Origin of the sequence: Phenylobacterium deserti, from assembly GCF_003254705.1 — a bacterium.
Lineage (GTDB): Bacteria > Pseudomonadota > Alphaproteobacteria > Caulobacterales > Caulobacteraceae > Phenylobacterium > Phenylobacterium deserti.
Map to the genome: position 1 here is coordinate 242,655 of NZ_QFYR01000002.1, position 26,688 is coordinate 269,342.

The following is a 26,688-nucleotide window of genomic DNA, read 5'->3' on the forward strand; positions in this document are numbered from 1 at the left end:
CGAAAGGGGCTCAAGCTCGTGGTCTCGATCGTCGCTCAACGATCTTCCGGCGACCTCGCCAGAGTTCAGCGCGTCGGCCGTGAAGAGGTAGGGCCTCGAACGTCTCGATCGCCGACGTCGGGGCCGCGCACCTCGAACGTGCAGCCAAAGGAGAGCCGATCCGCCTCGTCGTAAACGCGCAATGGTTTCGCGCAGCCGATCGCCAGCCAGCGAAGTCCGCCCGCCGTCCTGGCTGCATCGCAGCGCCGGGTCTCACTGGATGCGTTCGAACCTGTCGTCATCCCACTGAAGCGCACTGATTGAGCCCGTCGCTGTCCGCGAGAAACGGACGGGAGCCGGATCCGCAAGCGCCTGCGATACCAGCAGGACCTCGTCCCCGCCGAGCGGAAGAAGGTCGGCCTTGAAGACGCCTGCGTGCAGGATCAGGCCATGCGCCCCTGAAACGACCACCAGCTCACCTAGCCGCGGGTGGCGATAGCTGCCGGCGAGGCCCGCGGGTACGGGGTCACCCTTCGTCCGGTCCAGGGCGGCCCGCCACTGGCTGTCAGCCTGGGCGATGGCAGATGCGCTGCGCGCCCCGTCGGCGATCCGCTGGGCGCCGCGCTCGGTGGCGCGCGGATCCCCCCGCCACAGGTCGAGGGCTTGCTGAACCAGAGCCACGTTGAAGCTGTTCGCGCCTGTGTCTCCGACGGAGAGCACCGCGACGCCGATATCGAGCTCCGGGATGAACAGGGCGATGGAGCGGCAGCCGACATAGCCGCCCGATCGTGAGACGTAGCGCCAGCCTTCATACTCGCCCAGATCCCAGCCAAGGCCGTATCCGTCCCGGCTGAGGCCGTTGAAGGTCGCGGACTGCGGCGCCTCCTTGCGCCAGGTGCGGCGCAGCGTGCGCGCCGGAATGGCGCCTTCCGCCGCCGCCTCGCCGCGCAGGAAGATCTGCAGAAAGCGGCCTGTGTCCCGTCCGCTGGTGTACATGCCGCCCGCGGCGTTGAGGGCCGCCGTGGGCTTCAGGGCCAGCGGCGTCCATCCGCCCTGGCCGCGGCGGGAGTGGCAGCGCGCGACATCGCCCACGGGGAAGTCCTCCAGTCGCGCGGAGCTGTGGCGCAGCTTCAGCGGCGAAAGCACCTCACGCGCCAGCAGGTCACGCCAGGTCAGCCCGGTCCGGGCTTCGGCCATGGCCGAGTAGACGAACGGCCCGAAGTTCGAATAGCGGAACTCGGAGGGACCACGCTGGACGTAGCGCGCCAGCTGGCGGGGTGTCTCGGTCGCGGTGATCTGGCCGGTGTAGACCGACCGGAAGACCAGGCCGCCTTCCGACAGGCCCGAGGTGTGAGAGAGCAGGCGGGACGCGGCGACGTCGCCCACGCCAGCACCCAGCTGAGCTTCAGGCCATGCCTGGTCCAGGCGGGTGTTGAGCGGCAGCACGCCTTTCTCATCCAGAATGGCGGCAAGCAGCCCGGTGTAGGCCTTGGTGGTGGAGGCGTTGTAGATGGGCGTATCGAGGGTCATCGGCGCCCCGCGGTCGGCGTCGCGCATGCCGCCCGCGTGCTCGTAGAGCGTGGAGTTGCCGGTCACCGCAACGACCACGAAGCCTGGCGGAGCGCCCGGGGTCCGGCTCAGGCGCGCGACGAAGGCGTCCATGTCGCGGCGGAAGGCCGTCGGCGACGGCGCACCAAAGGCGACCTGAGCCGAGGCGAACCACACAAGGAGGGCGAGCAAGGATCGACGCTTCATCGCCGCGCCATAGCAATCCGGCCGAGCCTCGTTCTTGAACGGATGTGACCTAGCCGAGCAGCCTGCGAAGGCGCCCTGGCGCAAGGCCGGTGAGTTCGACGATCGCCCGGTTCATGTGGGCCTGGTCCGCGAACTCGGCCGCCTGCGCGCTTTCGGCGAGCGAGCCGCCCGTCAGGAAGGCGCAAAGAGCGCGTTCGGCCATGATCCGTCGGCGGTAGCGGCTGGGCGTCTCGCCAAACCAACTCACGAAGCTGCGGGTCAGGTGGGCGCGGTGCACGCCAAACTCGGCCGCGAGCTCGGCGACAGACACCGGGGTGCACTGCAGCCGCTCGCGCGCTTTCCGCACCCAAGGCGGCGCGCTGCCGATCCGGGCGCCTGAGGGCTCGGACTGCTTGGCCAGTCGCCAGAGCGCCTCCGCCGGATCATGCGCAAGGACCCTGCGCACAGACGCCAGGTTCGCGGAACGCCAGCCGATGTGCTTCGGCACGCCTTCGTCGGATCCCACTGAGAGATTGAGGATCAAGGCGCCGCGCACGCCGAAGGTGACCGCGTGTTCGGCGCCGGCCGCGCGCGTGGTCAGGCGCCCGGCGTCGACCGCAAAGTCGGACGCAGGCTGGCTCTCCCGGAAACTGCCGGCCAGCACCATCGAGATCTCGGCGCGTGAATGCTCGTGCCGGGTCTGACGCAGGCCCGGCGGGTAGTACACGAGCCTCGTCTCGCTTCGCCGGCTGATGGCAAGCCGCGCGCTTCGAACCTCGAGAGTCTGAGACATGCCGGCAGATAACGCGATGATCCTAGAGCGGCAAACCGGCACGCGACAATCGCCCCCGCTTTGTCTCGGCTCACGCACCAAAGGCGCTCCAATCCGCGACTGGCTTCCAACAGGGCTGCTGTGGGTGTCACCCAGAGCAGCCCGTGTCCGCTTGTGAGCAGGCGCCGACATCTGATTCGGGTCGATAGCTGACCTTGGGAGGACTCCCCAGAGCGGACATCACAGGTGTGCTACCGGAGCCGGTTGAAAGCTTCATTGCGCTCTCCGCGCCTGTGGCCGTAGATGCTGCGCGATTGGGGGAGCTATGGCGGACGCAGATCTCGAGTTCAGCCAGCGTCGAACCGCGCGCCTCAACGAGGAGATGGCGAGGGTTCTGGCGGATAATGTCAACGAGGCCGTCTGCTTCCTCGATGAGCACTACCGCGTCGTCTTCATGAACCGGGAAGCCCTGCGGCTGGACGGACGTCCGCCGGAGGAACTCATCGGAAAAAGCCACTGGGAAGCGTTCCCGGCCAGTGTGGGCACGGTTGTTGAAGCCAACTACCGCCGCGCTATGGACGGCGAAGCGCTCGAGTTCGAGCATCGCTACCGGTCCGACCTGCACGACATTTGGCTATGCATTCGCGCCGTGCCGACCAGCTGCGGCCTGGCCTTGTTCTATCGGGACATCGGTGAAGACCGCCGCTCAGCCGAGCGCTTTGCGGAGGTGAACCGCAGCCTCAACGCCGTGCTGGACAACGCCTCGGTGGCCATCTTCCTGATGGACGAGCATCAGCACTGTTCTTACATGAACGCGGCCGCCGAGCGGCTGACGGGCTACACCCTGGCTGAGACCCGCGGCAGGCCGCTGCATGATGTGGTCCACCATACGCGGCCGGACGGCTCGCCGTATCCGCTCGAAGAGTGCCCGATCGACCGCGCCTTCCCGGAGAACAACCACCAGCAGGGCGAAGAGATCTTCGTCCACAAGGATGGTAACTTCTACACGGTCGCCTTCACCGCCAGCCCGATCCGGGATGAGAGCGCCAAGTCGATCGGCACAATCATCGAGGTGCGGAACATCACCGCTGAAAAAGCGGCGTTGGCGGCACGCGAGCTGCTGATGCGGGAGGTCGACCACAGGGCCCGAAATGCACTGACGGTCGTGCAATCCATCCTGCGGCTCACCCGTGCCCCTGACCTTCAGACCTTCAAGGACGTGGTGGCTGGCCGGGTGGATGCGCTCGCCCGCTCGCAAGGCATGCTTGCGGCGGAGAAGTGGGAAGGCGCCTCACTGCGAGGCCTGGTTTCGCAGGAACTGGCGGCGCTCGTTCCGCCGGCGCGGTACGTGCTGGACGGGCCGGACGTGATGGTCGCCGCCATACAGGCGCAGCCTGTGGCGATGATCGTGCACGAGCTCGTCACTAACGCGATCAAGTACGGCGCACTTCACGAAGAGGAGGGCCAGGTTCTTGTGACCTGGTCGGCCGGCGCAACCCTCAGACTCGAGTGGAAAGAGGTGGGCGGCCCGGCCGTGGACGCGCCCCCCGAGCGGCAGGGTTTCGGCGCACGCCTCGTCAGCCAGTTGGCTGAACAGCTTCGAGGCAAGGCCGAGTACGACTGGAAGCCGGAGGGGCTTACTGTGCGTCTGGAATTCTCGGCCACTTAACTTTGCCTCAGCGCCGCCCCGTGCCGGCCGCGCCGTCCAGTTCGGCGTTGTTCGCCGATGACGCCTTGGGTCGGAAGCGGAACTTGGCCCCGGTCGCGGAGCGGACAGTCACTTGGCTGCTGATGAGCAGACGCTGGACGGAACGCGGATGTTCGCCTCCGCCGGGAAGCGCACATTCTGCGGAGTAGCCTGCTTCGTCGCCGGGACTTCGAAGTGCCGGCGCCCCTCAGTTTGGCGGTGCGCCCCCAAGCAATGCGCCATCAAGCACAGTGAGCTTCGTGCCCGCGGCGGCTCCGACCCCGGCGTCGGTGATCACGAACGTAGCACCCGGACGCAGAGCTTCACTGAGTGCGGCTTGGAATGCCCGGGGCGCCTGAATCTTGTTTAACAGGATCTCGTCCGCTGGCCTTCCAGCCTCTTCTTTGTGGCCAGCCACACCTAGAAAGATCCAATGCGGCCGGCGGTCGGCGTCAGGCGCGTAGGTCGCGACGTGCAAGCCCGCGGCGGCGCTTGGCGCCAGGGCGACGCTGCGCCCGATCTCCACGCCGTTCCTGAGCACCACGATGCGCTGATCGCGCCTTGAGACAATGACCGTCAGCGGGCCGCGTGGCGAGGCTTCCGGCCGCCAGCGGAACTCTTGGTCGCGCAGAGGGGCAGCCGATGCGGCTCGTCCGCCAGCCTCGACGGGAGCCAGCAATGTGCCCGGCGCGGCGCGCACATGGTCACCCGCTCCGCCGGCTATGACGACGGTCGCGCCAAGGTGCGTCACCTCGAACAAGGCTCTGGCGAAGGCCATCGGCAAGTGGACGCAGCCGTGGCTCTCGGGATAGCCCGGCAATCCGCCAGCATGCAGCGCCACGCCGTCCCACGTCAGGCGCTGTTGAAAGGGCATAGGGGCGTTGTTGTAGCGGCTCGAGTGGTGCTTTGCGTCCTTTTGTAGGATCGTGAAAACGCCAGTTGGCGTCTCGTGACCAGGCTTGCCGGACGAGATGGTGCTGACGCCGATCCGCACGCCGTTGCGGTAGACGGTGGCAAGCTGGCGCGACAGATCAACGTAGATCAGGAGCGGGCCGCTCGGAGCGATCTGCGGGAGCCATACCCACTGACCAGGCTTGAGCAACTCCGCCTGGCGGGCGAGCTCGGCCGGCGAGCTCGCCGGCAGGCCTTGGGCGCGTGCCTTCTCGCCCGCTGCGCTGGCCAAGCCTAGAGCAAGCGCAGCGGCGGTCAGGGTGAAGCGCATGGCGCGACGACTTAGAAGCGCCGATGGTCGCGCTCGTCGACCGTGTCGCAGTTCCCTCGGAAGCCGGCTTGGCCGTTTTCGACGGAGATCCTGCCGCTTCGACGGTCAACCTGCACCCGTGGCTTGTTGAGGGCGCTGAACCGGAACTGGGCTGTGATCCTGTCACGCCCGACGGATACGTCCGTGAGCGGCCACCAGCCGCCATCGCCGCCGGCGTTGATGGGCGGGATCAGCGATCTTGCCGGCCGGATCCGGCCTGTGTTTCCCCAGAACTCCACCATCACGGTGGCGTCGAAGTTCTGGCTTGAAAGCTCCATCCGGTTCTTCGGAACATAGTGGTCTTTGTTGTTGTCCCACTCGTAGCCAGGACGGCTCTCGACGACCGGGCGGCGGCCCTCGCCATAGCAAACGAGCGTGATGTGCTCCTCGCCCGAGCCGGGAGGGCCGCCATACCCGGGACGATAGCCGCCGCCGAACTCCGGCCGACTCGGCGGGCGCTGTGCCTGTCCGCCACCGCGGCGGCAATCGGGAGCCGGAGTGGTGACGATGGACTGATAGCGGCCATTGGATGTGGCGACCGAAAGGCACACGCCGCGACGGTCGTTCCACCAGTAGGTCCAGGAGGTGTCGTCTCCCTGCTGTCCGCCGACGTTCACGTAGCCGCGCGCCGCAAGCTGAGCTTCGCCCGAAGATCCGCGCGCTCCAACCAAGTCGCGTACATCGGCCGGGGTGTTTTGCGCGGCGGCCGAGCTGGCTGCGAGCGCGAGGAAGATGCCGAGCAGACTTCGGCTGATGCGCATGGCGGACCCCTTGTGACCTACGAACTCTATCTCAACCGCGAAGCGATATTCTTGCAATAGGCACGGTTGGCGTCAGTTTCACGTCAGGTCAGAGGCGGGCGCTCAGCAGGCCTGCAAGCGCGAACAGCGTCCAGTCATTGAGCACATGAGCGAACGTCGAGGCCCAGATGTTCTTGGTGACGAGGTAGGGCACGCTCAGCGCGAGACGGGCGGTTCCGATCACGGCGAGCGTCTGCACCACATGCCAGTCGTAAGTCGGCAGGTGCAGCAGCGCGAACAGCACGGCCGATCCCACCCAGGCGACCACGACCGACAGGCTCCGGTCGCAGCGCGCCTTCGCGAAGCACGCGGTCAGAAGCGCCAGGAATGGAATGATCGTGATCAGCTCTTCTCCGAGGATCTGCGGTGCGCTCGCAGCGACAAACAAGACGAGTCGCGCCGCATCAAGGTCGCTGAGGTCAGCTACAGCGGGATTGGGTGCGACGCTGATGCGTGTGACCAAGAGCATGCCGACAAGGCCGCTGCAGGAGAGGCTTAGGACAGCCCCGCCGAGGCCGACTGCGATGTCGCGGCCAGTCGGTCGACGAAAGAGCACGTGCCATCTGGGCCCGGCCATCACCCGAAGGGCAGTGAGCATGAGGCAGGCGAACAGCACCATGGGAGCTGCTTGGGAGAACACGCCAGCCCAATCGCCATCTAAAAAGATGAGTGTCGCAAAGGCGGCCGCCGCGACGAGCAATGCCGCTAGCCACCGGATCGCAGGCAGGGCTGCTGGCTCACCGTCGTAGAAGGGGAAGTCCCGCCGCCTGGTCTCGTGGTCACAGGAGGCTCGTTTCCACATGATAGCGGCCCTCGATGTCGGCAAACTTCAGCTCGGCTGAGCCTAGAGAAAAGCGACGGGGATCAGGATCAGGAGGAGGTAGGTCACGGAGACGAACAAGCACCAGATTGCTTGGATCAGCGCGCGCAATGTTCCCATGGGGGTGCGACTTGCAAACCAGCGCGTCTGCGCCGTCAGGAGCCAGATGCATCCGGCGCCAAGAAGCGCCGCGCCAAAGGCGTTCGGCAGATCAGGGCGCTGGAGGATAATGCCGCCAATGCCGACCACCAGGGCGAACGGGCTAACAAGGAAGCATTGTGCATAGAAGGGAGGGCGGAGCGACTGGCGGGAAAGTGGGACCTGCCTGCGCCCCAGCAGGGATGAGGCGGCGACCAACGGGATCAGACTGAACAGCAGCGCGCGGAACAGCGCCGCATTTTGCGGGGAGTTCAGGATCGCTCTTACTGTCTCGGATGAAGTCTGCGGTGTCGGCACGTGAAGCGCCATCCCAACGGCGTTCACCAGCACCACGGTCAGCAGCAGGAACAGCGGCGGGGATATGGCGTCATCGTAGCGCTGATCTTCCGGATCGGCTTGCTCTGCGTCGGAGTAAGTCATCGCGCCGATTGGTCCGACGAAAATCCGCCAGAGGGTACGTGGATAAAACAGCAGCCAGGTTGCGACCTCAAAGATCAGATCCTCGAAGCTGCGAAGCAGTTTGAGAAAATCCAAGCGACCCTCGTGTTGGTTCCTTGCCGGCCAGACGCGTAGCGCCCCTAAGCTGCCATCGGAGACGCTCGTACGCCATCAGCTGAGCACTAGCTAAGCCCTACCGCACGGCGTCCTCGCAACGCGCTTGGGCGCCATTCACAGCAGACGCTCAGAACATCCGGATGCAGCCGCTGGATGATGCTGAAGTGCAGAGCCTCGACAGGTCGAACTCGGAGGCTAGCCTCCCGCCCGAGAGCAGATGGTGCGAAGTGTAGGCTAGCGTCGGGAACGACGCAGGTACCGCAGGTTCGTTCCCCTCTGTATGTCGTCTTCCGACCCGAACCGGTCATTGGCTGCGAACGTCAGCCATGGGTCGGGAGCCGACATCAGCCAGGAGGCGGAAAGCGGACGTCCTGAGCTGCCGCCATTCAGGCTTCTCGAACGCTGCAGGTGGGAGGCTTTGGCTCGGGTGGGGCAGCCTGAACAATCGTGGCATGCGTCGCGACTATGATGTTCGATCGCGCCTGAGCGTACGATGCGACCTCAGCGCGATCCCCGTGACGCTCAGGGCATTTCGGTTCGGGACGTCTACATTCCCGACCTCCAAACCGACACGCTCAAGCAGAAGAGCCGGAACGTCCGCTGGCCTCAGCGTCGCCGCCTGCCAGGAAGAAGCGCAGGACATGCCGACATTGACCGCGCTAGCCGGCACTCGGTGACAGGGTCACTGTGACCTCCGCAGGGTAGCTCCACATGGCGCCAGACAGCCCGTCAACTGCGTAGCCGAGCGGTGCTTGGACGCGCGAGCGTGACGACATCGACGCCTTGATCTCCGCAACGCCCGGCTGGAATCCCGCTTTCTCGCAGCGGACCATCAAAGGACGACGGCCTCGGGATAGCTTTGCGCGGGTGTTCCCGGCCATGAGGGTCGCCACCTTTCGGTTGGCGTCGGTGATGACGCAGTGCGCGCCTTCCACACCGGGCGTCACCACGGCGATCTCTTGGCTGGTTCCCTGGGTTAGGGTCGCGCAGCCGGCGAGACTGATCAGAACGGGAAAGACGAGAACCGGTTTGGTCATGGCTTGGCTCCTCGAGCGGCGGGGTGACCGCGTCCGCGTTGGTTTGGGGCGAAAGGTGTTCGACGACAGCGCCGTTCGCGCCCGTCAGGCGAGCCGTTGATGGCTCAGGGTCTCCATGGCGGCCCAGAGCTTCGAAGCGGCGTGGGCATCCTGGGCGCGCTCCGGTATTGGCGTCTCGCCGGGCGGCCCGAGGATGTGACCGAAGCCGGCTGGCCCGTAGTAGCGGCCCCCGACGGCCTTCGAGTCGGTCGCTGCATAGAGAAGTGAGAGCGCCCGTCCCGCCGGGTCGCGAAACATGAAGGGCATGTTCTTGAACCGGAACCCTTCCTGGCTGTCGGGGCCGGGCCCATCCAGCACGATGTGGGTGCGCGCGGTTCCAGGGTGGGCGGCGATGCTTGTCACCCCGAGACCGGCGTCCTGGCTGCGACGCTGGAACTCTTGGGCCAAGAGGAGCATGGCCAGCTTCGTCTGGTCGTAGGAATTCACATAGTCGTAGGCGCGGGCGAGCTGGAGGTCCGAGAAATCGAGTTCGCCGTTGGCTCCGCGCAGGCTCGCCACCCAGACGACCCTGGGACTGCGTCCCTGCTTCAAAAGCGGGAGCAGTTGCGCCGTCAGTGCAAAATGGCCGATCACATTGGTCGCCATGCAGCGTTCGAACCCGTCGACGCTGACCTCCCGGTGACGTCGGCCCATGACCCCAGCGTTGTTGACCAGAAGGTCGAGGCCTCGGCCGCCTTCGTGCATCCGGCCGCAGAAGGCCGAGACCGACGACAGGTCGGCAAGGTCCAGAGGCTCGTAGCGGATCGTCGCGCCGGGGACTTCGGCGCGGATGATCCGAACCGCTTCAGCGCCGCGCGCCTGTTTGCGAGAGGCGATAGTCACATCGGCCCCGGCTCGCGCGAGTTGCAGGGCCACATGATAGCCGAGGCCGCTGAGACCGCCTTCCGGATGGCCGTTGCCGCCGGTCACCAGCGCGGTGCGCCCGCGCTGGGACGGGACATCTGCCGCCGTCCAGCCACCGTCGGCCGATCCTGTCGATGCGCAGCCGCCGAGCGTCGCTGCCGTCAGCCCAACGGCTGAGAGCGCGAGGAGCCCGCGCCGAGACAGTCTGGAGGCGGGGTCGTGGGGACGCGAATCAAAGCGGTGCTCAGCGTGGTCGGTCGTCATGGCTCACCTCGTGAAATCCCCTTGAGGCTATCGACGCTGGCTTCGGGCGATATGCCGATTGGCGCGGAAAACCTGCCCAATGCTACGGGCCGATACGGGCCTGACCCTGGGCGTCAGACCTCCGCCATGCGGTCGAAGCTCACCCCCATGAGGTCTTCCGACACCTGCAAAAGTCGCGTGGCCGCCGCCTTGTCCCGGGCTAGGGGCGGAACCTGCGCCGCGGCCGGGAGCCGGTCAGCTCTGCAAAGCCATCCGGCCGGTAGTAGAGGCGCCAAGCCCCCACAGCTGACGGGCTTGCTGCCAGAGTTCGGCCGCGGGACCCGCGCGTCGCAGTTCCGCTTCGGCCATCGCGTCCCGAACACTCGCCGCCTCGAACTCGTCGCTTCCTGCGAAGTGGCCAGCGGCGTCGACCAAGTACAAGCGATACCCCGGCACGAGGTCCTCCAATCAAGCGGGCTGGGCGCCTATGATCGAGGCTACGGTCCGACTGTCGGCGTGTCGACGTTGCCTGTTCGACCGAGGGTCGCTGCCGGCACGCGCCGGCGCGGCGCGGGTTTCCAGCAGCCCGCCCGGCTGGCCCTCATCGCTCGGGCACCTCACAGGCCTTCCGCACGGCCCTGATGAGCTGAGCCGTTTCGAACGGTTTCGGTAGCAGCACGCTGCGCGGCACGCCTTCGGTTCTCCAGACATGCTCGCTGTCGCCGGAGTTCCCGACGCTAGCCTCACGTCGGACCGTCTGTCCGCTCCGACCGAAGCTGACGTTCAGCAGGCAGATGAGGGAGCGCGCCACGCAGCCTGAACTCAGCCTCCAGGCGCGGAACGCCTTCGTCCCTTCCTGGCCAACGCAGATCGCCTCAGCGATCATGCGGAGCTGGACGATGCGCTCGACAAAGCCCGCTGGCTGGTTGCCGCGGCGACCGCGGCCGCCCTGAGGGCCCGGCTCGTGGACCTCGCCAGCGAGGACGCATCAGGCGTGTATGCTGAAGGGGTGCAATGGGCCGAAGCTCCGGTCTGATGCTAGGCTTCGCAGGCCTGCCGCGCCGAGGTCCATATGCCGCGTCGGGCGATGCTCAGGCTTTCGCGGCAACTGCATGCCGCCTGTTCCAGCCCCGGCAGGTCGAGCAGCTCCAACGCTCCGCGTCCGGACCGGATGAGGCCCGCCCGCTGAAGCGTCGAGACGGCCGCCGCGATGGTCGTTCGCTGGACGCCAAGCAGTTGCGCCAGAGCATCCTGAGTGACCATCAGGAGCGGCGTGCCGCTCCTGTCGTTCGTGTCCAGCAGCGCACGCGCCAGGCGGTTTTCGACGGAGTGCAGGGCGTTGCAGGCGACGAACTGGCGCGCTTCGATCAGCAGCAGCTCCACATACCGGTGAACGGCGTTCCGAAGAGCCGGGCTCTGATCGAAGAGTTCCCGGTAGGCGCTGGCGGGAACCCGCAGGACGTTCCCGGGAAGGTGGACCGCCAGGCGCGAGAAGACACGCTGGCTGCCGCAGGCCTCGAAAGCGCCGAAGACACCTTCAGACCCGACAAGCGTCACATCGACGCTCTCGCCCGCCGAAGTCCCGGCGGCCACGGACAGCACCGCCGTTTCGGGAAAGAAGACCGCCTGGAGCTCACCTTCCGGGTGCTGAAGTACGTCGCCCTTGTGCGCCTCGATGCGCCGAGCGCGATGTTCGAGCTTGCTGAGCGCCGCCGGCTCGAGCTCGGCCAGCAGAAGGTTCGGACTCGTCGGTTTCATGAAAACACCCCCCCCGCGACTCCTCCGCTATAGCGGGAGAGCGCTCGGCACACCGTCTGGAACCCGACAGGGCGAAGGGGGAAGGCTGTCGCCGACCTGACTAGGGGGATGCGGACGGAGGTTCCTGGGCCTCAGCCTGCTTGGCGACCTCTATGAGTTCCTGAGCGCTCTCGAGAGCCGCCTCAGGCGTGAAGGCCCCCTGGACGTTTCCAGGGCCGGTGATCGCGACCTCGCCGTCCACGGCGCCCGCTTCAAGCGGCTTGTCATAAGTGGGACGCGGCATCTGCGTGCTCGAACTTCAGGCAACTAGGTCGCGAACCTAACATCTGACGTTCGCCGGCGTTCCCCTGGCGCGGGTTGCGAGCCACGCCGTTGCTTCGGCAGGGTAGGGGGCTGCGCGACGGTCGCCCCGGGGACGTCGGCCTCCCGCCCGCCGGAAGCGTCCGGTTCTGGTTCTCGAGTCCGAGGCCGGCGTCGTCACGCGCAGAGTGGACTGACGCAGCTGGGCGACGCGGGGGCTCCGCGGATCTGGCGCCGGACTGATGGGAGGGGATCGGCGGCCCCGTCTCAATGCACGCAGAGCCAGGGCCGCCAGGCGCTGCAGGCGAACAGCCGAGCGCCAGGACCGCATCTAGGCGCTTGAGACGCCCGTCCAAGCCTTGCGGTCTGCGGCAGGCGGCCGCGGCCCGTCGGGGCAGGGCCGCCGGCCCGGTTCGGCGTCTGCGGGCGGGCGTCCAGCGCGCCGATCGGTCCTGTGCGGATCCGCCTGCCTGGGCGAGGCCCGGTCCGCTTGGCCGGCCGAGCCGACCGGGTGGTGGTGCCCCGAGCCGCCTTGCCTTGCGCCCCCGTCCTGAGCTACGAGCGCGCACCACCATGGACCCGCCGCGAGGGCGGGTGGCTATCCCGGCCGCCGATCCGCCGGGCGATATCGCCGGACCGCCGCGCTGCGGCCGGCGGGTTCTGATGAATCTTCCATGTCCGTCCTTGCATCCGCGCGCCAGCAGTGGCTCGCAAACCCGCGTCGCGACCTGTTGTCCGGCACGGTCGTGGCGCTCGCGCTGATTCCGGAGGCCATCGCCTTTTCCATCATCGCCGGGGTCGACCCGGCGGTCGGCCTCTACGCCAGCTTCGTCATCGCCGTGACCATCGCCTTCCTGGGCGGACGGCCGGCGATGATCTCCGCCGCCACGGGCGCCATGGCGCTGCTCATGGCGGACCTGGTGAAGGACCACGGCCTCCCGTACCTGTTCGCCGCCTCGCTGCTGTGCGGACTGATCCAGATCGTGGTGGGGCTCCTGCGCCTCGGCCGCTACGTGAGGTTCGTGTCGCGGTCGGTGATGACCGGCTTCGTCAACTCGCTCGCCATCCTGATCTTCCTTGCGCAGATGCCGGAGCTGATCGGCGCCGGCTGGCAGACCTACGCCATGGTCGCGGCAGGGCTCGCCATCATCTACGGCCTGCCGCGGCTGACCACGGCGATCCCCTCGGCCCTGGCCGCCATCGTCGTGCTCAGCGCCTTCGCCATCTCCACGGGGCTGGATGTCCGGACGGTGGGCGACATGGGCCAGATGCCGAGCGCCTTTCCGGTCTTCGCCCTGCCGCAGGTCCCCCTCAGCTGGCAGACGCTGACGATCATCGGCCGGTGGCGCTCACCCTGGCGTTCGTCGGCCTGCTGGAGAGCCTGCTGACCGCCAGCCTCCTCGACGACATCACCGATACGCCGTCGGACAAGGATCGCGAGACGCGCGGGCAGGGGATCGCCAACGTGCTCTCGCCGCTGTTCGGCGGCATGGCGGGCTGCGCCATGATCGGCCAGTCGATGATCAATGTGTCGTCCGGCGCGCGCGGGCGTCTGTCGACGCTCTGGGCCGGCGTCTTCCTGCTGTTCCTGATCCTCGTGCTGCAGGACTGGGTGGCCAGGATCCCGATGGCCGCGCTGGTGGCGGTGATGATCATGGTGTCGATCGGCACCTTCGACTGGGGCTCCCTGCGCCGCCTGCCCTCGACGCCCCTGCAGTCCTCGATCGTGATGGCGGCCACCACGCTCACGGTGGTCGCCACGCACGATCTCTCCAAGGGCGTGGTCCTCGGGGTCCTGCTGAGCGCCGTGTTCTTCATGCGCAAGGTCGGCAAGACCATCCAGGTGGTCGAAGAGCCTGCTCCTGAGGGGCAGCTGCGTTACCTGGTGGCGGGGCAGCTGTTCTTCGCGTCCGCGGACGTGTTCGCCGCGGCGTTCGAGCATCACGGCCATCCGGAGCGGGTGGAGATCGACCTGTCGGAGGCGCGCCTGTGGGACCTGACCGGCGTCGCCGCGCTGGACAAGGTGGTGTTCCGCTACCGACGCCAGGGCGCCGAGGTCGTGCTCAGCGGTCTGACGGCTGCGGAGGAGGCCCTGGTGGAGCAGGTCGGCAAGCACGACAAGACCCATCTGCCCTTGTCGGGCGGCCACTGACGTCCCGGCGGCGATGGGGCGGCCGCGCCGCGCCGGGCGACGATCGAGGCTTTGCGGGCGGGGCGTCGATGACGCGGGCGCACCCAGGTGCTCGGCGCGCTAGCCGAGGCTGCCGTCGAACCGATCCGCCAGACGCTCCCGCCGGAACTGTTCGACCACGTGATCGACGAAGGCCCGGGTCTTGGCCGGCAGCTGGGCCCGGCTCGAATAGTAGATCGAGATGGCGCCCGCGTCGGCCCACCATCGAGGCGCCAGCCGGACCAGGCGTCCTGTCGCAAGGTCGGCGACGACATCGGGCATGGCGAGCATGGCGACGCCGAGGCCGAGGCGGGCCGCCTGTCGCACGGCCGCGGGATCGTTGACCACGACGGACTGCGCCAGCCGCGCGGGCGCCTCCTCGCCAGCCGGGTTCCTGAATGTCCACTCGCGGATCCTGCCGGTGGTGTCGCTGCGCATGACGACGCCGCTCCAGCCTGACAGCTCGGCGGGGTGAGACGGGAGCGCACGCCCCTCGAGCAGGCTGGGCGACGCGACGGCGACGATGTGCGCCGGCGCGAGCGGCCGGGCCACGAACCCGACCGGCAGGTCGAAGCCGCCGCCGATGGCGGCGTCATAGCCCTCGGCCACCAGGTCCACCTGCCGGTTCTCAAAGCGCCAGTCGGGGCGCACCAGGGGGTAGCGCGCGAGGAACTCGGGAAGCAGGGGCAGGACCACGTCGGCGCCGAAGGTCAGGCTCATGGAGACCCGAAGGACGCCGGCCGGCTGGTCGCCGCCCGCCACCGCGGCGATGGCGGCCTGCACGCCCGCGAGGTCGTCCCGAAGCGCCAGCAGGAAGCGCTCTCCCGTCTCCGTGAGGGTGAGGCTGCGGGTGGAACGGTGGAAGAGACGCACGCCCAGGTTCCGCTCGAGGTGGGCCACATTGCGGCTCACGGCCGCCGGCGTCAGACCCAGGCGTCGCGCGGCGCCGGAGAAGCCGCCCGCCTCGGCGCTGCGGACGAAGCACTCGAGATTGGCGAGGCTCTCCATTTTCAACCATCCCTTGAAGATCATTGGCAGGATAGGCGGCTAACCGCGCCGGAACAAAGCGGTGATCTTCAGCTCCATCGAAACCCCAGCGACGGAGCGCGACATGACATCTTCCCACCCACCTCTCGCCGGCAAGACCGCCCTGGTCACCGGCGGCTCGCGCGGCATCGGCGCGGCGATCGCCCGGCGGCTGGCCGCCGACGGTGCGGCCGTGGCCATCACCTATTCGGCCTCTCCGCAGCGCGCCCGGGACGTGGTTCGCGACATCGAGGCGGCCGGCGGCCGGGCTGTGGCCATCCAGGCCGACGCCGGCGACCCGGCGGCGGTTCGCGCCGCCGTGCAGCGGACGGCGCGGGAGCTTGGCAGCCTGGACATCCTCGTGAACAACGCGGGCCTCGGGACCGGCGGCCCGATCGAGGATATCCCGTTCGAAACCTACGAGCGGGTGATCGCCGTCAACGTGACCGGCGTGTTCGTCGCCACCCAGGAGGCGGTGCGGCACATGAAGGCCGGCGGCCGGATCATCCACATCGGTTCGTCCATGGCCCGCTACGCGGCCTTTCCGACCGCCTCGCTCTACACCCTCACCAAGGGGGCGGTGAGCGGCTTCAACCGCAGCCTGGTCCGCGACCTTGGTCCCAAGGGGATCACCGTCAACACGGTCCATCCCGGTCCCACCGACACGGAGATGAACCCGGCGGACGGCCCGGTCTCGCAGATCGTCGGTCCCGGCATCGCCGTGGGCCGCTACGGCCGCCCGGAGGAGGTGGCCAGCGCGGTGGCCTATCTGGCCAGCCCCGAAGCCGCCTTCGTCACCGGCGCCGACCTCGCGGTCGACGGCGGGTTCACGGCCTGAACCTCGAGCGCAGGGAGAACTCGGATGACCACCCTCGGCATCATCGGGGCAGGCGGCGTCGGCGCCGCCATCGGCCGCTCGCTCGCGCGCTCGGGCCTGCCGTTCCTCATCGCCAACCGGCGCGGTCCGGACAGCCTGCGGACGCTGGCGGACGAGCTCGGTCTGGCGACCCCGGCCACGGTCGCGGAAGCGGCGCAGGCCGACCTCGTGTTCGTGGCGGTGAACTGGTCGAAGCTCCCGGCCGCCCTGGCGGGACTGGGCCCGTGGAACGGCCGGATCGTGGTGGACGCCAACAACCCTCTGGAGGCGCCGCTGTTCAAACCGGTTGACCTCGGCGGCCGTGCTTCCACCCAGGTGTTCGCCGATCTGGTCCCCGGCGCGCGGGTGGTGAAGGGCTTCAACACCCTTCCGCCGGAGCTGCTGGGCGCGGATCCGCAAGAGGGCGGCGGGCGGCGCGTGCTCTTCCTGTCCGGCGACGACGCCGGCGCGAAGGCCGAGGTGGCGGCCCTGGTCGACCGCCTCGGATTTGCGGGGATCGATCTCGGCGGCCTCGAGACCGGCGGTCGGCTGGGCCAGTTCCCCGGCGGTCCCCTGCCTGGGCTCAATCTGGTGAGGCTGTAGGACTTTAGGTCCTGAAACTGGAGCGGTCGCGATGACCGCTCTCGGCGCGCCCCGATCACAAGGCGCGTGTCGGGTCTGCGGCGCGTCCCGGCGTCGGGGCGGGACACTGGACCAGGCGGCGCCTCAGGCGGCGGCGGCGACGCAGAGAACGCCAGCCCAGATGGGCGGGCGTGAGCGCCTCCCGCAACAACACGGAGCCGGCGAGCACGGGAACATCGGCTCGAGGCTCGTCATGACGGCGAAGGTTCGCGTGATCCCGATGGCTGAGGGGCTGCGGAAACAAGCTCGTCCGTGTTACGGGGCGTCATGCGGCTTGCTCTTCCCCGGCGTCAGGCGGTGATCTCCAGAACCCGCATGCAACTTCCTCTGCGGCGCTGGCTCCTCCTCATGTCGGGCGCTGCGCTGGCGCCGGTGCTGGTCCTCACCGTGGTGCTGCTGTTGGCGCGGTATCAGGAGAGCGCAGCGCGGTTCGAGGCGGATCTTGTGAGCCGCACCCGCGGGCTGGCTCTCGAGGGCGAGTCCCTCCTGAGCCAGGATAGCGCGCGTCTTGAGGCGCTCAGCGTTCGCCGGACCTTGCAGAGCGGCGACTTCAGGGGCTTCGAAGCCGAGTTGCGGGACGCGGCGCGGGGCGCTCCGGGATGGTTTGTGCTCCTCGCGGAGGACCAGGGGCAGGTGATCAACACGCGCCTGCCTCCAGGGGGGGCGCTGCCGCCGGCCGGAGGCTTCCCACAGTCCGCCTGGCAGGAGCTGCAGGCAGGTCGCACCCGCATCTCGGGCGTGACGCTTGGCAAGCTCAGCGCCGAACCCATCGTTGCGATCGACACTCCGGCGGTCATCGGATCGAAGCTGTACGCTCTCAGTTACATTCAGCCCGCCCGCCGCTTCGTGCCCTTCATACGGGCGAAGGTCCGCGAGCCCGGCCGGATCGCCGTCATCCTCGATCAGCAGGGCCGCATCGTCGCCCGTTCGGCCAATGCGGAGCGCACGATCGGCGGCTCGGCGACCCCGGACCTGACCCGAGCTGTGCGCGTCCGCTCCGAGGGCGTGATCCGCTCCCGGACCTTGGAGGGCTTGCCTTCGATCCTCGCCTTTAGCCGGGCGCCCTCAGGTTGGACCTTTGTCGTCGCCGCCCCGCAAAGCGAACTGACGACGGCGGCATGGCAGGGGGTCGCGGTCGCCGCCGCCCAGCTGCTGCTGCTGCTTGCGACGGCGCTGGGGGCGACGGCGTTCTTCAGCCGCCGGATCGCTCGAGACCTGCAGAACCTCGAAGCCGCCGCGGCCGCGCTCGGCGAAGGACAGCAGGTGCGAGAGCGATCCACCGGGCTTGCGGAGACCCAGCGCGTTCACGATGCTCTCACTTCCGCCTCAGCCCGGCTGCTCCGACACGATGCGGAGCAGAAGCAGGCGCTCGAGCGCCAGAGCACCCTGGTGAACGAGCTCAACCATAGGGTCAAGAACACGCTGGCGACAGTGCAGGCCCTGGCTCGGCAGGCCCGCAAGGAAGCCGCCGGCGAAGCGTCCCTGGACGGCTTCGAGCACCGGCTCATGGCGCTTGCCCGCGCTCATGACCTGCTGACGGCGAACAGCTGGCAGAGCACGGACCTGAGGGACCTGGCCCGTTCGGTCTTGGCTCCGCACCGGGGGATCAGCTTCAGCGGACCTTCCTTCGCGCTTTCCTCCTACGCCGCCGTGTCCTTGGTCTTGGTGCTGCATGAACTCGCCACGAACGCCGCCAAGTACGGGGCCTTGGCCTCGGGCGGCCGGGTCGTGCTTGAATGGGCCGTGGATCACGCCCGCCCGTCGCTTGATGCGACCTGGACGGAGAGCGGCTTGACGAAGCCGGAGCCCACCGGGGCCGAAGGCTTCGGGTCGCGCCTGATCCGCGCAAGCATAGAGCGGGAGCTACAAGGCTCGCTTGAGCGAACATGGGGCGAGCGAGGCGTTACCTACCGGTTCCGCCTCCCTTTGACGGAGCGCCTTACGGGTCACGCGGGAGTCCCCGAGGTCTCCACACGAGCCAGCGGCGCAGGTCCGATTCCGAACGGTCGCTGACAAGGCGTCGCAGACGTTCGGCAGCCGGCGAGGATCCGGGATGGACCTGCCTTCCATCTTCATGCGCGCGCGTGCGCCGACGCACGGCGTGCTCGCGCGGCCGCGCCGTCTCGGCCTCGCCCCGTCGCACCCGCTGGCGGACGGCGGACGAGTCCACGCGCTCGGGAGGTTGCACGCCGACAGGCCAGCCTCTCGTCAGACAACCTGCCGGCCGCGGCGCCCGTGCGCGGGACGGCCGTTCTGCTCGTTGGCCGTGCGGCGAGCCTTGCGCCCGGTCAGGCCGGCAGCGGCAGCGGCAGCGGCTCGGGCAGCCGGCGGGGCTCCGGATCGGCGCGGGGTCCGGCGCGGTCCGGGTCGAATGCGATCTGGCGCAGGAAGCCTGCAACGGCTTCGGCGACAGCTTGCGGCCGGATGTGGTGCAACATATGGCCGGCGCCCTCGACCACCTGGATCTCGCCGCCGGGCAGTTCGCGGGCCAGGCGACGGGACTGATGCTCGCAGCTGACGATCCTGTCGCCGTCGCCGCTCAGGATCAGGACCGGGCCGGCGACGGCCTTCAGCCGCCCCGCCAGCTTCCCCGCCTCCAGCGGCATCCTGGCCGTATCGGCGGCCGTCGCGCGAAGCTGCGAAGGCCGCAGCGACATGTCGGAGGCGAAGCCCCGCCGGAAGTGATCCGGAACCTCGGCGGGGGAGAACATCTGCTTGAGCACCAGCGGCGTCATCAGGCGCCCGAGAAGCGGGGATGCGGTGAACCGCATCACGTCGCCGAGCCCCGGGATCGCCGGACCGCCCAGCAAGGGGACGTCGAGGCGCGCCGTCGGCCAGTAGTAGCCTGACATCAGCACCAGCCCGCGGACCCGGTCCGGCGCGGTCAGCGCCGCCTGCATGGCGACGAGGGTGCCCCAGGAGTGGGCCACAAGAACCGCCTCCGGGACGTCCAAAGCCGTCATGGCTTCCAGGAGCAGCCGCGCCTGATGTTGGGCGGTCCAGGACCGGTTCCGCGGCCGGGCGCTGTAGCCGAAGCCGGGGCGATCGAAGGCGATGACACGGTGGCCTTGCGCCAGCGCGTCGAAGAGGCCGGAGAGCACGTAATCCTCCGAACTGACGCCGTTTCCGTGGATCAGCACCAGCGTCGGCCCGTGTCCGCGCTCCTGGTAATGCAGGCGAACGCCGTCCACCGTGACGAAGCGCCCGGCAGGCGGGTTGCGTCCTTCCGTCCGTTCGGCCGCCAGGTGATTGCCGATCGCCGCGGCGATCAGCGCGCCGACAGCGACAGCGGCGACGCCGGCCTTGAGCGGGAGCTTGGCGCCGGCGCGGGACGTCCTGCCGCCGGCCGGCAGCCTGGCAGTGAGCTGGTTCATCGCATCTTCTTGGGAATGTGAGAACGCACGGCGCCCCCTTCGCGACGATCAACATTGTGCAGCGCAACATCGTTCCGCGGCGGCTCGATCAATTCCCTTGGTCAGCGCGGTCCCGGACGCGGAGCCAGACCCGCCGGGATCTTCGCCCGATCAGCGGGCCGATCGGGTGTGGTGCGCACCCGACGCGGCGCGGAGCTTCGTTCCGGCGCCGCTCTGGCGACGTCGGACGCTGCCGGACACCGGCCTGCGGCGCGGTCGGGGCATGAACCTGACGCTTCCCGCCAAATAGGGGTGATCGGTGCAATCGCGGCCGGCGCGGCGCTGACATCCTCGGCGCAGACCAGGGAGCGACGGTGAAGATCAGGGCGCCAGCCACGGGAAGGTTCGCGGTGCTTCGGGCTCCACGGCCGCCAAGCCGGCGCCTTCAAACACCGGCGCGACGCCTGATCGCAGACCGCCGCTGACGCGCCCCTCGCGGCGCCGCAGCAAAACGCCCTCGAGCAGGTGAGATGATGAACGCCATGACCGGCCTTTGCGACGCGCGCTCCGCCCCGAACGAATTCGTTGAGATCAACGGCCGCAGGCTGGCCTATCGCAGCGTCGGCGAGGGTCGTCCGATCCTGCTTTGCGTGCGGTTCCGCGGCAACATGGACTCCTGGGACCCGGCGTTCCTGGACGGACTGGCGGCCGAGGGCTTTCGGGCCATCGTCTTCGATTACAGCGGTCTGGGGCTCTCCAGCGGCGTGCCGACCTACGATCCGTCGGAGATGGTGCGGGATCCCCTCGACCTGATCGAGGCGCTTCAGCTGAAGGAGGTTGTGATCGCCGGCTGGTCCCTGGGCGGGCTGGTCGCTCAGATCGTCGTCGCCTCGAAGCCCGGGCAGGTGACCCACGCCGTGCTGATCGGCTGTGGCCCCCCCGGACCGCTGGTGAAAACCGCCGAACAGCTGTTCTACGATACGGCCGGCATCGAGGTTTACGGCCTCGAAGAGGAGGAGATCCTGTTCTTCGAGCCGAAGTCTGCGCGGAGCCGCGCGGCGGCGCAGGCGTCGGTGGCGCGCATTGCGAGCCGGACGGAAGCGCGCAGCCGGCCGGTGCCGATCGCGTTCGCGCGCGCCAAGCTCGGGTCCGGACCGCGCAACCCCAGCTTCCCCGCCGACCATGTGCTCGAGGCGCTGAAGACCACCGATCTGCCGATCCTGCACATCGGCGGAGACCACGACATCATCTTCCCGGTCGAGAACTGGTACGCGCTGAACGGTCAGCTGCCGACGGTGCAGCTCCTGACCTACCCCTCCGCAGGTCACGGTCCGCAGCACGAACACCCGGAGGCCTCCGCGGCCCACATCGCAGCGTTCGTTCGAAGCACACGCTCGGCGATCTAGGGCGCGGCTCAGGGCCGCCGGCGAGGGACGGAGCCGACGTGCTCAGGCGAGCAGCGCAACGGCGGCGCGCACGTCCCGCGTGGTGCGTCCTTCGTTGAGGTTTCCGACCCGCTCGGCGAGCCGCGCCCGGACCGCCGCGTCCCCCGGTCGGTGTTCAAGGAGGCTCGTGGCGGCGCGCAGGGCGAGCGCGGCCGCGCCCTGCTGGTCGGCCAGCCGTTCAGCGGCCTCGAACCGGGCGCAGGCCGACGCGAGATCGCCAGCTGCGGCGAGGGCGAGGCCCTGTCCCCGCAGGGCCTCTGGCGCGCACCAGCCGACCGTGCCGGCCTGGCAGCGGCTCACGGTCTCGTCGGACAGGAGCCGCGCGTCGATCACCGCCAGCTCGTCCAGCGCCTTGATCGCCGTGACCCGCGGAGGCGGGCCGCCGAGCCGGAACCGGCGGGCCGCCGCGAAGGCGTGTCCCCAGCTCTCGTAGACGACAAGGGAGCGGCCGACGGAGAGGCGCGTCAGCCGCTCGATCAGGGTCTCGACATCCGGATCCCCGCGCCAGAACGCGACCGGGCAGGCCGCCGCCGAAAGCACATAGGCCTCGGTGAACGCGTTCTCGATCGCCGCGGCCCGGGCGAGCGCCGCGTCCACGACGGCGCGCGCCCGATCCGCAGCCCCGGTGAGCCAGAGCGCGCGGGCTTCGATGACCTGCATGGCGCAGACCTGGTCGAGATGCACCTGGCTGTGGAAGGCCGAAGCCACTTCGAGGCACGGCTCCGCCAGGACCTCGGCGACGAGGTCGAGCGCGCGATCGTGCCGCCCGAGCATGTGGGTCTGCAGGGCCAGCAGCCGCCGCTGGACCAGCTGCGCATCGCGTGATCCCGTCCGCTGCACCACCGGCGTGAGACGCTCGGCGAAGCCCAGTGCGGCGCGGTAGTCGGCGCGCATGGACGCCTCTCCCGCGAGCCCCCAGACCGCGATCCACTGATGGCGCACGTCCTCCTGGGCTTCGGCCAGCGCAAGGCAGGCCTCGAAGGATTGCGGGACGAGCGGGTGCAGGCCGCGAGCCTGCACCACCGCGTGCGCGAGCGCGGCGTGCATGCGCATGCGGCTGTCGGCCGACGCGCCCGGTAAGGCGAGGCCCCGCTCGAGCCATCCGATGTACTCGTCAAGCAGGACAAGCTGGAACCAGAGCGAAGCGGAGGCCGCGACGAGGTCGGCGGCCGCCTGGACATCCTGGCCGGCCGAGAAGCGCCAGGCGAGCGCCGCCCGGACTTCGTCGATGATCCGACCGTGAACCTCGGCCCAGGCCTGGTGAGCGGCCGGATTCCAATCTTCGTTCGCCTGGGCGATCAGCCCCTGCACGTGACGGGCATGCCGCGCCGCGATCTCCGGCGCCCGAGGGGAGGCCTGCAGCTTGCGGGCGGCGTAGATCCTGGTGGTTTCGAGCAGCCGGAAGGTAAGCCGCGGCCCGGTCCGCTCGCGCGCGAGAAGGGACTTGGCTGAAAGCTCGCCCACGGCGGCGCGCACGGCGGCGGGCGACAGGTCATCGCCCGCCGAGACCTCCACGGCCGCCGCGAGGGAGAACGGGCCACGGAAGACCGCCAGGGCCTCCAGGACCTGCCGCTCGGCCGGGGAGAGAAGGGCGTAGCTCCAGTCCAGGGCCGCGGCGATCGTCTGGCGCCGCGGCAGGGCTGTTCGCCGTCCGCCCGACAGCAACTCGAGATGGTCGTGCAACTGTCCGGCCAGGCCCTCGAGGCCGAAGGCCTCGATGCGGGCGGCGGCGAGCTCGAGCGCCAGCGGAAGACCGTCGAGTCGACGACAAAGCTCGGCGGCGACCGGCGCGTCCGCGTCGGTCAGCGTGAAACCCGCCCAGGCGGCCTCGGCCCGCGTCACCAGCAACTGGATCGCCGGATACTGCAGGGCCTCGCGGGCGGTCAGGTCGCCGGCCGGCGGCGCCGCCAGAGCATCGAGGCGGAGAACCCACTCGCCCTCGCAACGTAGAGGTTCGCGGCTCGTGGCCAGGATGGCGAGCGTGGGGCAGGCCTGGAGCAGTTGTTCGGCGAGGCCCGCCACCGTCTCGACGACGTGCTCGCAGTTGTCGAGCACCAGGAGCCAGTCGCCGCCCGCAAGGTGGCGGACGATGGCTGGCGTCGGATCGCTGGACATCACCGGCAGTCCGAGGGCGACGGCGAGCGTGCTCGCCGCGAGACGGGCGTCGGCGAGGGCGCTCAAGTCGACGAAGGCCGTCCGGGCCGCCGCGCCCGCATGGCGCCGCGCCACGCTGGTCTTGCCGACGCCGCCGGGCCCGACGAGGGTCACCAGACGCTGGTGCTCGAAGCGCTGCTGCAGATCGGCGAGCAGCTCGCCGCGGCCGATCAACTCGGGGGCGGCGACAGCGTCCGGGTCCCGCCGCACGGGGGTCGCGGAAGCGGCGTCGAGGACCGCCGTCGCCAGGCTGTAGCCGACGCCAGGCACGCTGGCGACGAGATCCTCCGGCCCGAGCGCCTTGCGGAGGCCGGCGATCTGCACCCGGAGGTTCGCCTCCTCCACATGGAGGCCGGGCCACGCCCGGGCCATCAGCTCCGCCTTGGGGACCACCGCGCCCCGGGCCTCGGCCAGCGCCCAGAGGATGTCGAAGGCGCGGGAGCCGAGCGGCACGGCGACGTCGTCCCGCAGCACGCGCCGCTGCGCCGGGAACAGCGCGAAGCCGGCGAAGTGCAGCGCGGCGGCCGGTCGGGTGTCGCTCGTCTCGAGCATCGGCGCGTCTCGGTGGGATGGAAGCTGGCGGCCAACCTACACCAATCCGACCTGACGGGAGAGGGTCGCCGCCCGCCGTCGCCTTGCGGCTGCCACCTTGTGTTCCCGCGCGCGGCGCGCCGGTCGGCGGGCGCGGGGGATCAGGCGCCCGTCGCCGGCGACCTGAGCCCCGGCGGCCAGGCCTCTGGCGCTGCGACAGACGTCAGACCGCCCAGCAGGCGCAGCCGAACGCACCCCAGAAGGCCGCGGCGTCACCGGCCGGGGCGGGCCCGTAGGCGCGGGCATGCTGGTGGCCGTGCACGCCGCAGGGTCTGGCGCAGCCGCAGGCGGAGCTCAGCCTGGCGAGGGCGTCGTCGCTGGTGGCGGGGCGGGCTGTGGACGGACGGGCGTGCTGGCCGCCGAAGGTGCGGGTCGGCGACCAGTCGGGCATGGCGGGGGGCAGGGGCGGCGCCAGGTGGGCGAAGGGGCCCGAGCCGTGCACCACCTCGCCGCCCAGCAGGGTGAGGTCCGAGCTGATCTCTGCGATCGCCTGTTCGGGGACGTGGACGTAGTCCGCCGAGAGGACCGCCAGGTCCGCCAGCTGGCCGACGGCGATCTGCCCTTTCTTGCCCGCCTCGCTGGAGAACCAGGTGTTGGCCTGCGTCCAGAGCCGGAGGGCCGCCTCCCTGTCGAGGCGATTGGCGGCGGGGTAGAGCGGCAGGCCGCCGACGGTCCGGCCGGTGACGAGCCAGGCGAGGCAGACCCAGGGATTGTAGGACGCCACCCGGGTGGCGTCGGTGCCGGCCCCGACGCGCACGCCGGCCGCCAGCATCCGGCGGATCGGCGGCGTGGCTTCGGCCGCGCGCGCGCCGTAGCGCGCCACGAAGTCCTCGCCCTGGTAGGCCATGCGGTGCTGCACGGCGATGCCGCCGCCCAGGGCGGCGATGCGATCGATGTTGCGGTCGCTGATCGTCTCGGCGTGATCGAAGAACCAGGGCAGGCGATCGATCGGGGTGTCGCGGTGGACAGTCTCGAAAACGTCCAGGGCCCGGCTGATGGTCTCGTCATAGGTGGCGTGCATCCGCCAGGGCCAGCGGTTCTCGGCGAGCAGCCGGATCACCGGCTCCAGGTCGGCTTCCATGTTCGGCGGCATCTCCGGCCGCGGCTGGCGGAAGTCCTCGAAGTCGGCCGCCGAATAGACCAGCATCTCGCCGGCCCCGTTGTGCCGGTAGAGGTCGTCGCCCTGGCCCGGCCGCACCTGCCCGGCCCAGCCGGCGAAGTCGGCCAGCTCCTCCCGCGGCTTCTGCGTGAAGAGGTTGTAGGCGATGCGCAGGGTGAGCTGCCCCTCGGCATGCAGCGTCTCGATGACCTGGTAGTCCTCCGGGTAGTTCTGCAGGCCGCCGCCGGCGTCGATCACCGAGGTGACGCCCAGGCGGTTCATCTCGCGCATGAAATGGCGGGTGGAGTTGAGCTGGTAGTCGGGCGGGAGCTTCGGGCCCTTGGCCAGGGTGGCGTAGAGCAGGCTGGCGTTCGGCCGGGCCAGCAGCAGGCCCGTCGGGTTCCCCGCCGCATCCCGCTGGATCTCGCCGCCGGGCGGATCCGGCGTCTCACGGGTGTAGCCGACGGCGCGCAGGGCGGCGGCGTTCAGCAAGGCGCGGTCGTAGAGGTGCAGGATGAACACCGGCGTGTCCGGCGCCGCGGCGTTGAGCTCGGCCAGGGTCGGCAGGCGCCGCTCGGCGAACTGATGCGCGCTGAAGCCGCCCACCACCCGCACCCACTGGGGCGGCGGGGTGACCGCCACCTGCCGCTTCAGCATGGACATGGCGTCCGCCAGGCTGCGGACCCCGTCCCAGCGCAGCTCCATGTTGTAGTTCAGGCCGCCGCGGATCACGTGCATGTGGCTGTCGATCAGGCCGGGGACCACCCGCCGCCCGCCGAGGTCGAGCACCTGGGTCCGGGGGGCGCGGGCGCCCAGGAGGTCGCGGGCCGCGCCGACGGCGGAGATCCGGCCGGCGGTGATCGCCACCGCCTCCGGGTCGAGGTTGGCCGGGTCGAGGGTGGAGAAGCGGCCGTGGATCAGGATCAGGTCGGGAGGGGTCATCGCGGCCTCCGAGGGGCGGGCGTGGAGAATGGCGGCGGCGCCGGCCGCCAGGCCGCCCAGCACCGGTCGGCGGGTGAGTGGGGTGTCCATCGCCAAGACCTCCGGGGCGTCAGCCGTCCGCGCCCGGCTGCGGAGGCGGCCTGGGCGACAGCGGGACCCGGCGGATGTCGCGATCGGCGTCGGTGCGGGTCTCCGCCAGCCCGGCCGGCCGGGCGACCAGCTGCCGGATCCGCGCCGGGACCTGCTCGCCCACCAGCATGCCGAACAGGCCGACGAGCGCGATCACCGGCGGCGCCGGCGATCGCACCTGGAAGGCGCCGTAGAGGAGGCCGGCGGCGAGCCCCATGGCCAGGGCGATCAGGTAGGGCTTCATGGCGGCCTCGCGGGAGGTGGGCTCTGACG

General features: G+C 69.5%; 22 protein-coding genes and 1 other annotated feature. Of the genes, 7 read left to right on the top strand and 15 right to left on the bottom strand.

The features are described 5' to 3' along the window. Positions 1 to 252 precede the first annotated feature (252 nt). Together DJ018_RS10860 and DJ018_RS10865 are read right to left on the bottom strand one after the other, a co-directional pair. Positions 253 to 1,734: a serine hydrolase domain-containing protein gene (locus DJ018_RS10860; protein ID WP_111514973.1), complete on the bottom strand. Its 1,482-nt coding sequence runs from the start codon at positions 1,732 to 1,734 to the stop codon at positions 253 to 255. A gap of 49 nt (positions 1,735 to 1,783) precedes the next feature. Then, positions 1,784 to 2,440, bottom strand: a complete 657-nt coding sequence (locus DJ018_RS10865) for an AraC family transcriptional regulator (RefSeq protein ID WP_165842883.1) — start codon at positions 2,438 to 2,440, stop codon at positions 1,784 to 1,786. Between the two features lie 370 nt (positions 2,441 to 2,810). On the opposite strand from DJ018_RS10865, the gene DJ018_RS10870 reads away from it, so the two are divergent. Then, positions 2,811 to 4,154 (top strand): sensor histidine kinase, encoded by a 1,344-nt coding sequence (locus tag DJ018_RS10870; protein ID WP_111514975.1) that lies wholly within the window; start codon positions 2,811 to 2,813, stop codon positions 4,152 to 4,154. 226 nt (positions 4,155 to 4,380) lie between these two features. Here the strand turns inward: DJ018_RS10870 and DJ018_RS10875 are convergent, their stop codons facing one another. The 8 genes from DJ018_RS10875 to DJ018_RS10920 form a co-directional block, all read right to left on the bottom strand. Further along, complete coding sequence (locus DJ018_RS10875; protein ID WP_111514976.1) at positions 4,381 to 5,394, bottom strand: L,D-transpeptidase; 1,014 nt, start codon at positions 5,392 to 5,394, stop codon at positions 4,381 to 4,383. A gap of 11 nt (positions 5,395 to 5,405) precedes the next feature. Beyond that, a complete protein-coding gene (locus DJ018_RS10880; RefSeq protein WP_111514977.1) occupies positions 5,406 to 6,194 on the bottom strand; it encodes a hypothetical protein in 789 nt (262 codons plus the stop codon). Between the two features lie 88 nt (positions 6,195 to 6,282). Next, positions 6,283 to 7,035 (bottom strand): CPBP family intramembrane glutamic endopeptidase, encoded by a 753-nt coding sequence (locus tag DJ018_RS10885; protein ID WP_111514978.1) that lies wholly within the window; start codon positions 7,033 to 7,035, stop codon positions 6,283 to 6,285. 42 nt (positions 7,036 to 7,077) lie between these two features. Next, positions 7,078 to 7,746, bottom strand: a complete 669-nt coding sequence (locus DJ018_RS10890; RefSeq protein ID WP_111514979.1) for a hypothetical protein — start codon at positions 7,744 to 7,746, stop codon at positions 7,078 to 7,080. 680 nt (positions 7,747 to 8,426) lie between these two features. Continuing rightward, positions 8,427 to 8,804 carry a hypothetical protein gene (locus DJ018_RS10895; RefSeq protein WP_111514980.1) on the bottom strand — a complete coding sequence of 126 codons (378 nt, stop codon included), beginning with the start codon at positions 8,802 to 8,804 and terminating at the stop codon, positions 8,427 to 8,429. Positions 8,805 to 8,888: 84 nt separating this feature from the next. After that, positions 8,889 to 9,971: an SDR family NAD(P)-dependent oxidoreductase gene (locus DJ018_RS10900; protein ID WP_111514981.1), complete on the bottom strand. Its 1,083-nt coding sequence runs from the start codon at positions 9,969 to 9,971 to the stop codon at positions 8,889 to 8,891. A gap of 1,017 nt (positions 9,972 to 10,988) precedes the next feature. Next, positions 10,989 to 11,708, bottom strand: coding sequence for a Crp/Fnr family transcriptional regulator (locus DJ018_RS10915; RefSeq protein ID WP_111514984.1), 720 nt, complete (start codon positions 11,706 to 11,708; stop codon positions 10,989 to 10,991). Positions 11,709 to 11,808: 100 nt separating this feature from the next. Then, positions 11,809 to 11,991 (bottom strand): hypothetical protein, encoded by a 183-nt coding sequence (locus tag DJ018_RS10920; RefSeq protein WP_111514985.1) that lies wholly within the window; start codon positions 11,989 to 11,991, stop codon positions 11,809 to 11,811. A gap of 589 nt (positions 11,992 to 12,580) precedes the next feature. Further along, positions 12,581 to 12,636 (top strand) — a sequence feature (sul1 is cis-regulatory element that is thought to sense ions involved in sulfur or methionine metabolism; They are found in Alphaproteobacteria). 46 nt (positions 12,637 to 12,682) lie between these two features. On the opposite strand from DJ018_RS10920, the gene DJ018_RS19695 reads away from it, so the two are divergent. Continuing rightward, positions 12,683 to 13,396, top strand: a complete 714-nt coding sequence (locus DJ018_RS19695; RefSeq protein WP_476742284.1) for a SulP family inorganic anion transporter — start codon at positions 12,683 to 12,685, stop codon at positions 13,394 to 13,396. Then, on the top strand, positions 13,351 to 14,160 hold the full coding sequence (locus DJ018_RS19700; protein ID WP_476742285.1) for a SulP family inorganic anion transporter: 810 nt from the start codon (positions 13,351 to 13,353) through the stop codon (positions 14,158 to 14,160). Before DJ018_RS19695 ends, DJ018_RS19700 begins: the two co-directional genes overlap by 46 nt. Before the next feature lie 99 nt (positions 14,161 to 14,259). Here the strand turns inward: DJ018_RS19700 and DJ018_RS10930 are convergent, their stop codons facing one another. After that, positions 14,260 to 15,186 (bottom strand): LysR family transcriptional regulator, encoded by a 927-nt coding sequence (locus tag DJ018_RS10930; protein WP_111514986.1) that lies wholly within the window; start codon positions 15,184 to 15,186, stop codon positions 14,260 to 14,262. A gap of 103 nt (positions 15,187 to 15,289) precedes the next feature. Here DJ018_RS10930 and DJ018_RS10935 point away from each other — a divergent pair, with 103 nt between their 5' ends. From DJ018_RS10935 to DJ018_RS10945, 3 genes are all read left to right on the top strand, one after another. Next, positions 15,290 to 16,042 (top strand): 3-oxoacyl-ACP reductase family protein, encoded by a 753-nt coding sequence (locus DJ018_RS10935; protein ID WP_111515294.1) that lies wholly within the window; start codon positions 15,290 to 15,292, stop codon positions 16,040 to 16,042. 24 nt (positions 16,043 to 16,066) lie between these two features. Continuing rightward, the gene (locus tag DJ018_RS10940; protein WP_111514987.1) at positions 16,067 to 16,663 is read left to right on the top strand and encodes an NADPH-dependent F420 reductase; all 597 of its coding nucleotides are present in this window, start codon (positions 16,067 to 16,069) and stop codon (positions 16,661 to 16,663) included. Between the two features lie 354 nt (positions 16,664 to 17,017). Beyond that, entirely contained in the window at positions 17,018 to 18,715 is a 1,698-nt protein-coding gene (locus DJ018_RS10945) for a sensor histidine kinase (protein ID WP_165842884.1), read from the top strand. 275 nt (positions 18,716 to 18,990) lie between these two features. Here the strand turns inward: DJ018_RS10945 and DJ018_RS10950 are convergent, their stop codons facing one another. Then, positions 18,991 to 20,076 (bottom strand): alpha/beta fold hydrolase, encoded by a 1,086-nt coding sequence (locus tag DJ018_RS10950; RefSeq protein ID WP_111514989.1) that lies wholly within the window; start codon positions 20,074 to 20,076, stop codon positions 18,991 to 18,993. 512 nt (positions 20,077 to 20,588) lie between these two features. Between DJ018_RS10950 and DJ018_RS10955 the strand changes: the two genes are divergently transcribed. Next, positions 20,589 to 21,461, top strand: coding sequence for an alpha/beta fold hydrolase (locus DJ018_RS10955; protein ID WP_240609520.1), 873 nt, complete (start codon positions 20,589 to 20,591; stop codon positions 21,459 to 21,461). 42 nt (positions 21,462 to 21,503) lie between these two features. On the opposite strand, the gene DJ018_RS10960 is transcribed toward DJ018_RS10955, so the two are convergent. From DJ018_RS10960 to DJ018_RS10970, 3 genes are all read right to left on the bottom strand, one after another. Next, entirely contained in the window at positions 21,504 to 24,206 is a 2,703-nt protein-coding gene (locus DJ018_RS10960; protein ID WP_111514990.1) for an ATP-binding protein, read from the bottom strand. Positions 24,207 to 24,408: 202 nt separating this feature from the next. After that, positions 24,409 to 26,376, bottom strand: a complete 1,968-nt coding sequence (locus DJ018_RS10965; RefSeq protein WP_111514991.1) for an amidohydrolase — start codon at positions 26,374 to 26,376, stop codon at positions 24,409 to 24,411. A 19-nt stretch (positions 26,377 to 26,395) separates the two neighbouring features. Then, the gene (locus DJ018_RS10970) at positions 26,396 to 26,659 is read right to left on the bottom strand and encodes a DUF1427 family protein (protein ID WP_111514992.1); all 264 of its coding nucleotides are present in this window, start codon (positions 26,657 to 26,659) and stop codon (positions 26,396 to 26,398) included. Positions 26,660 to 26,688 lie beyond the last annotated feature (29 nt).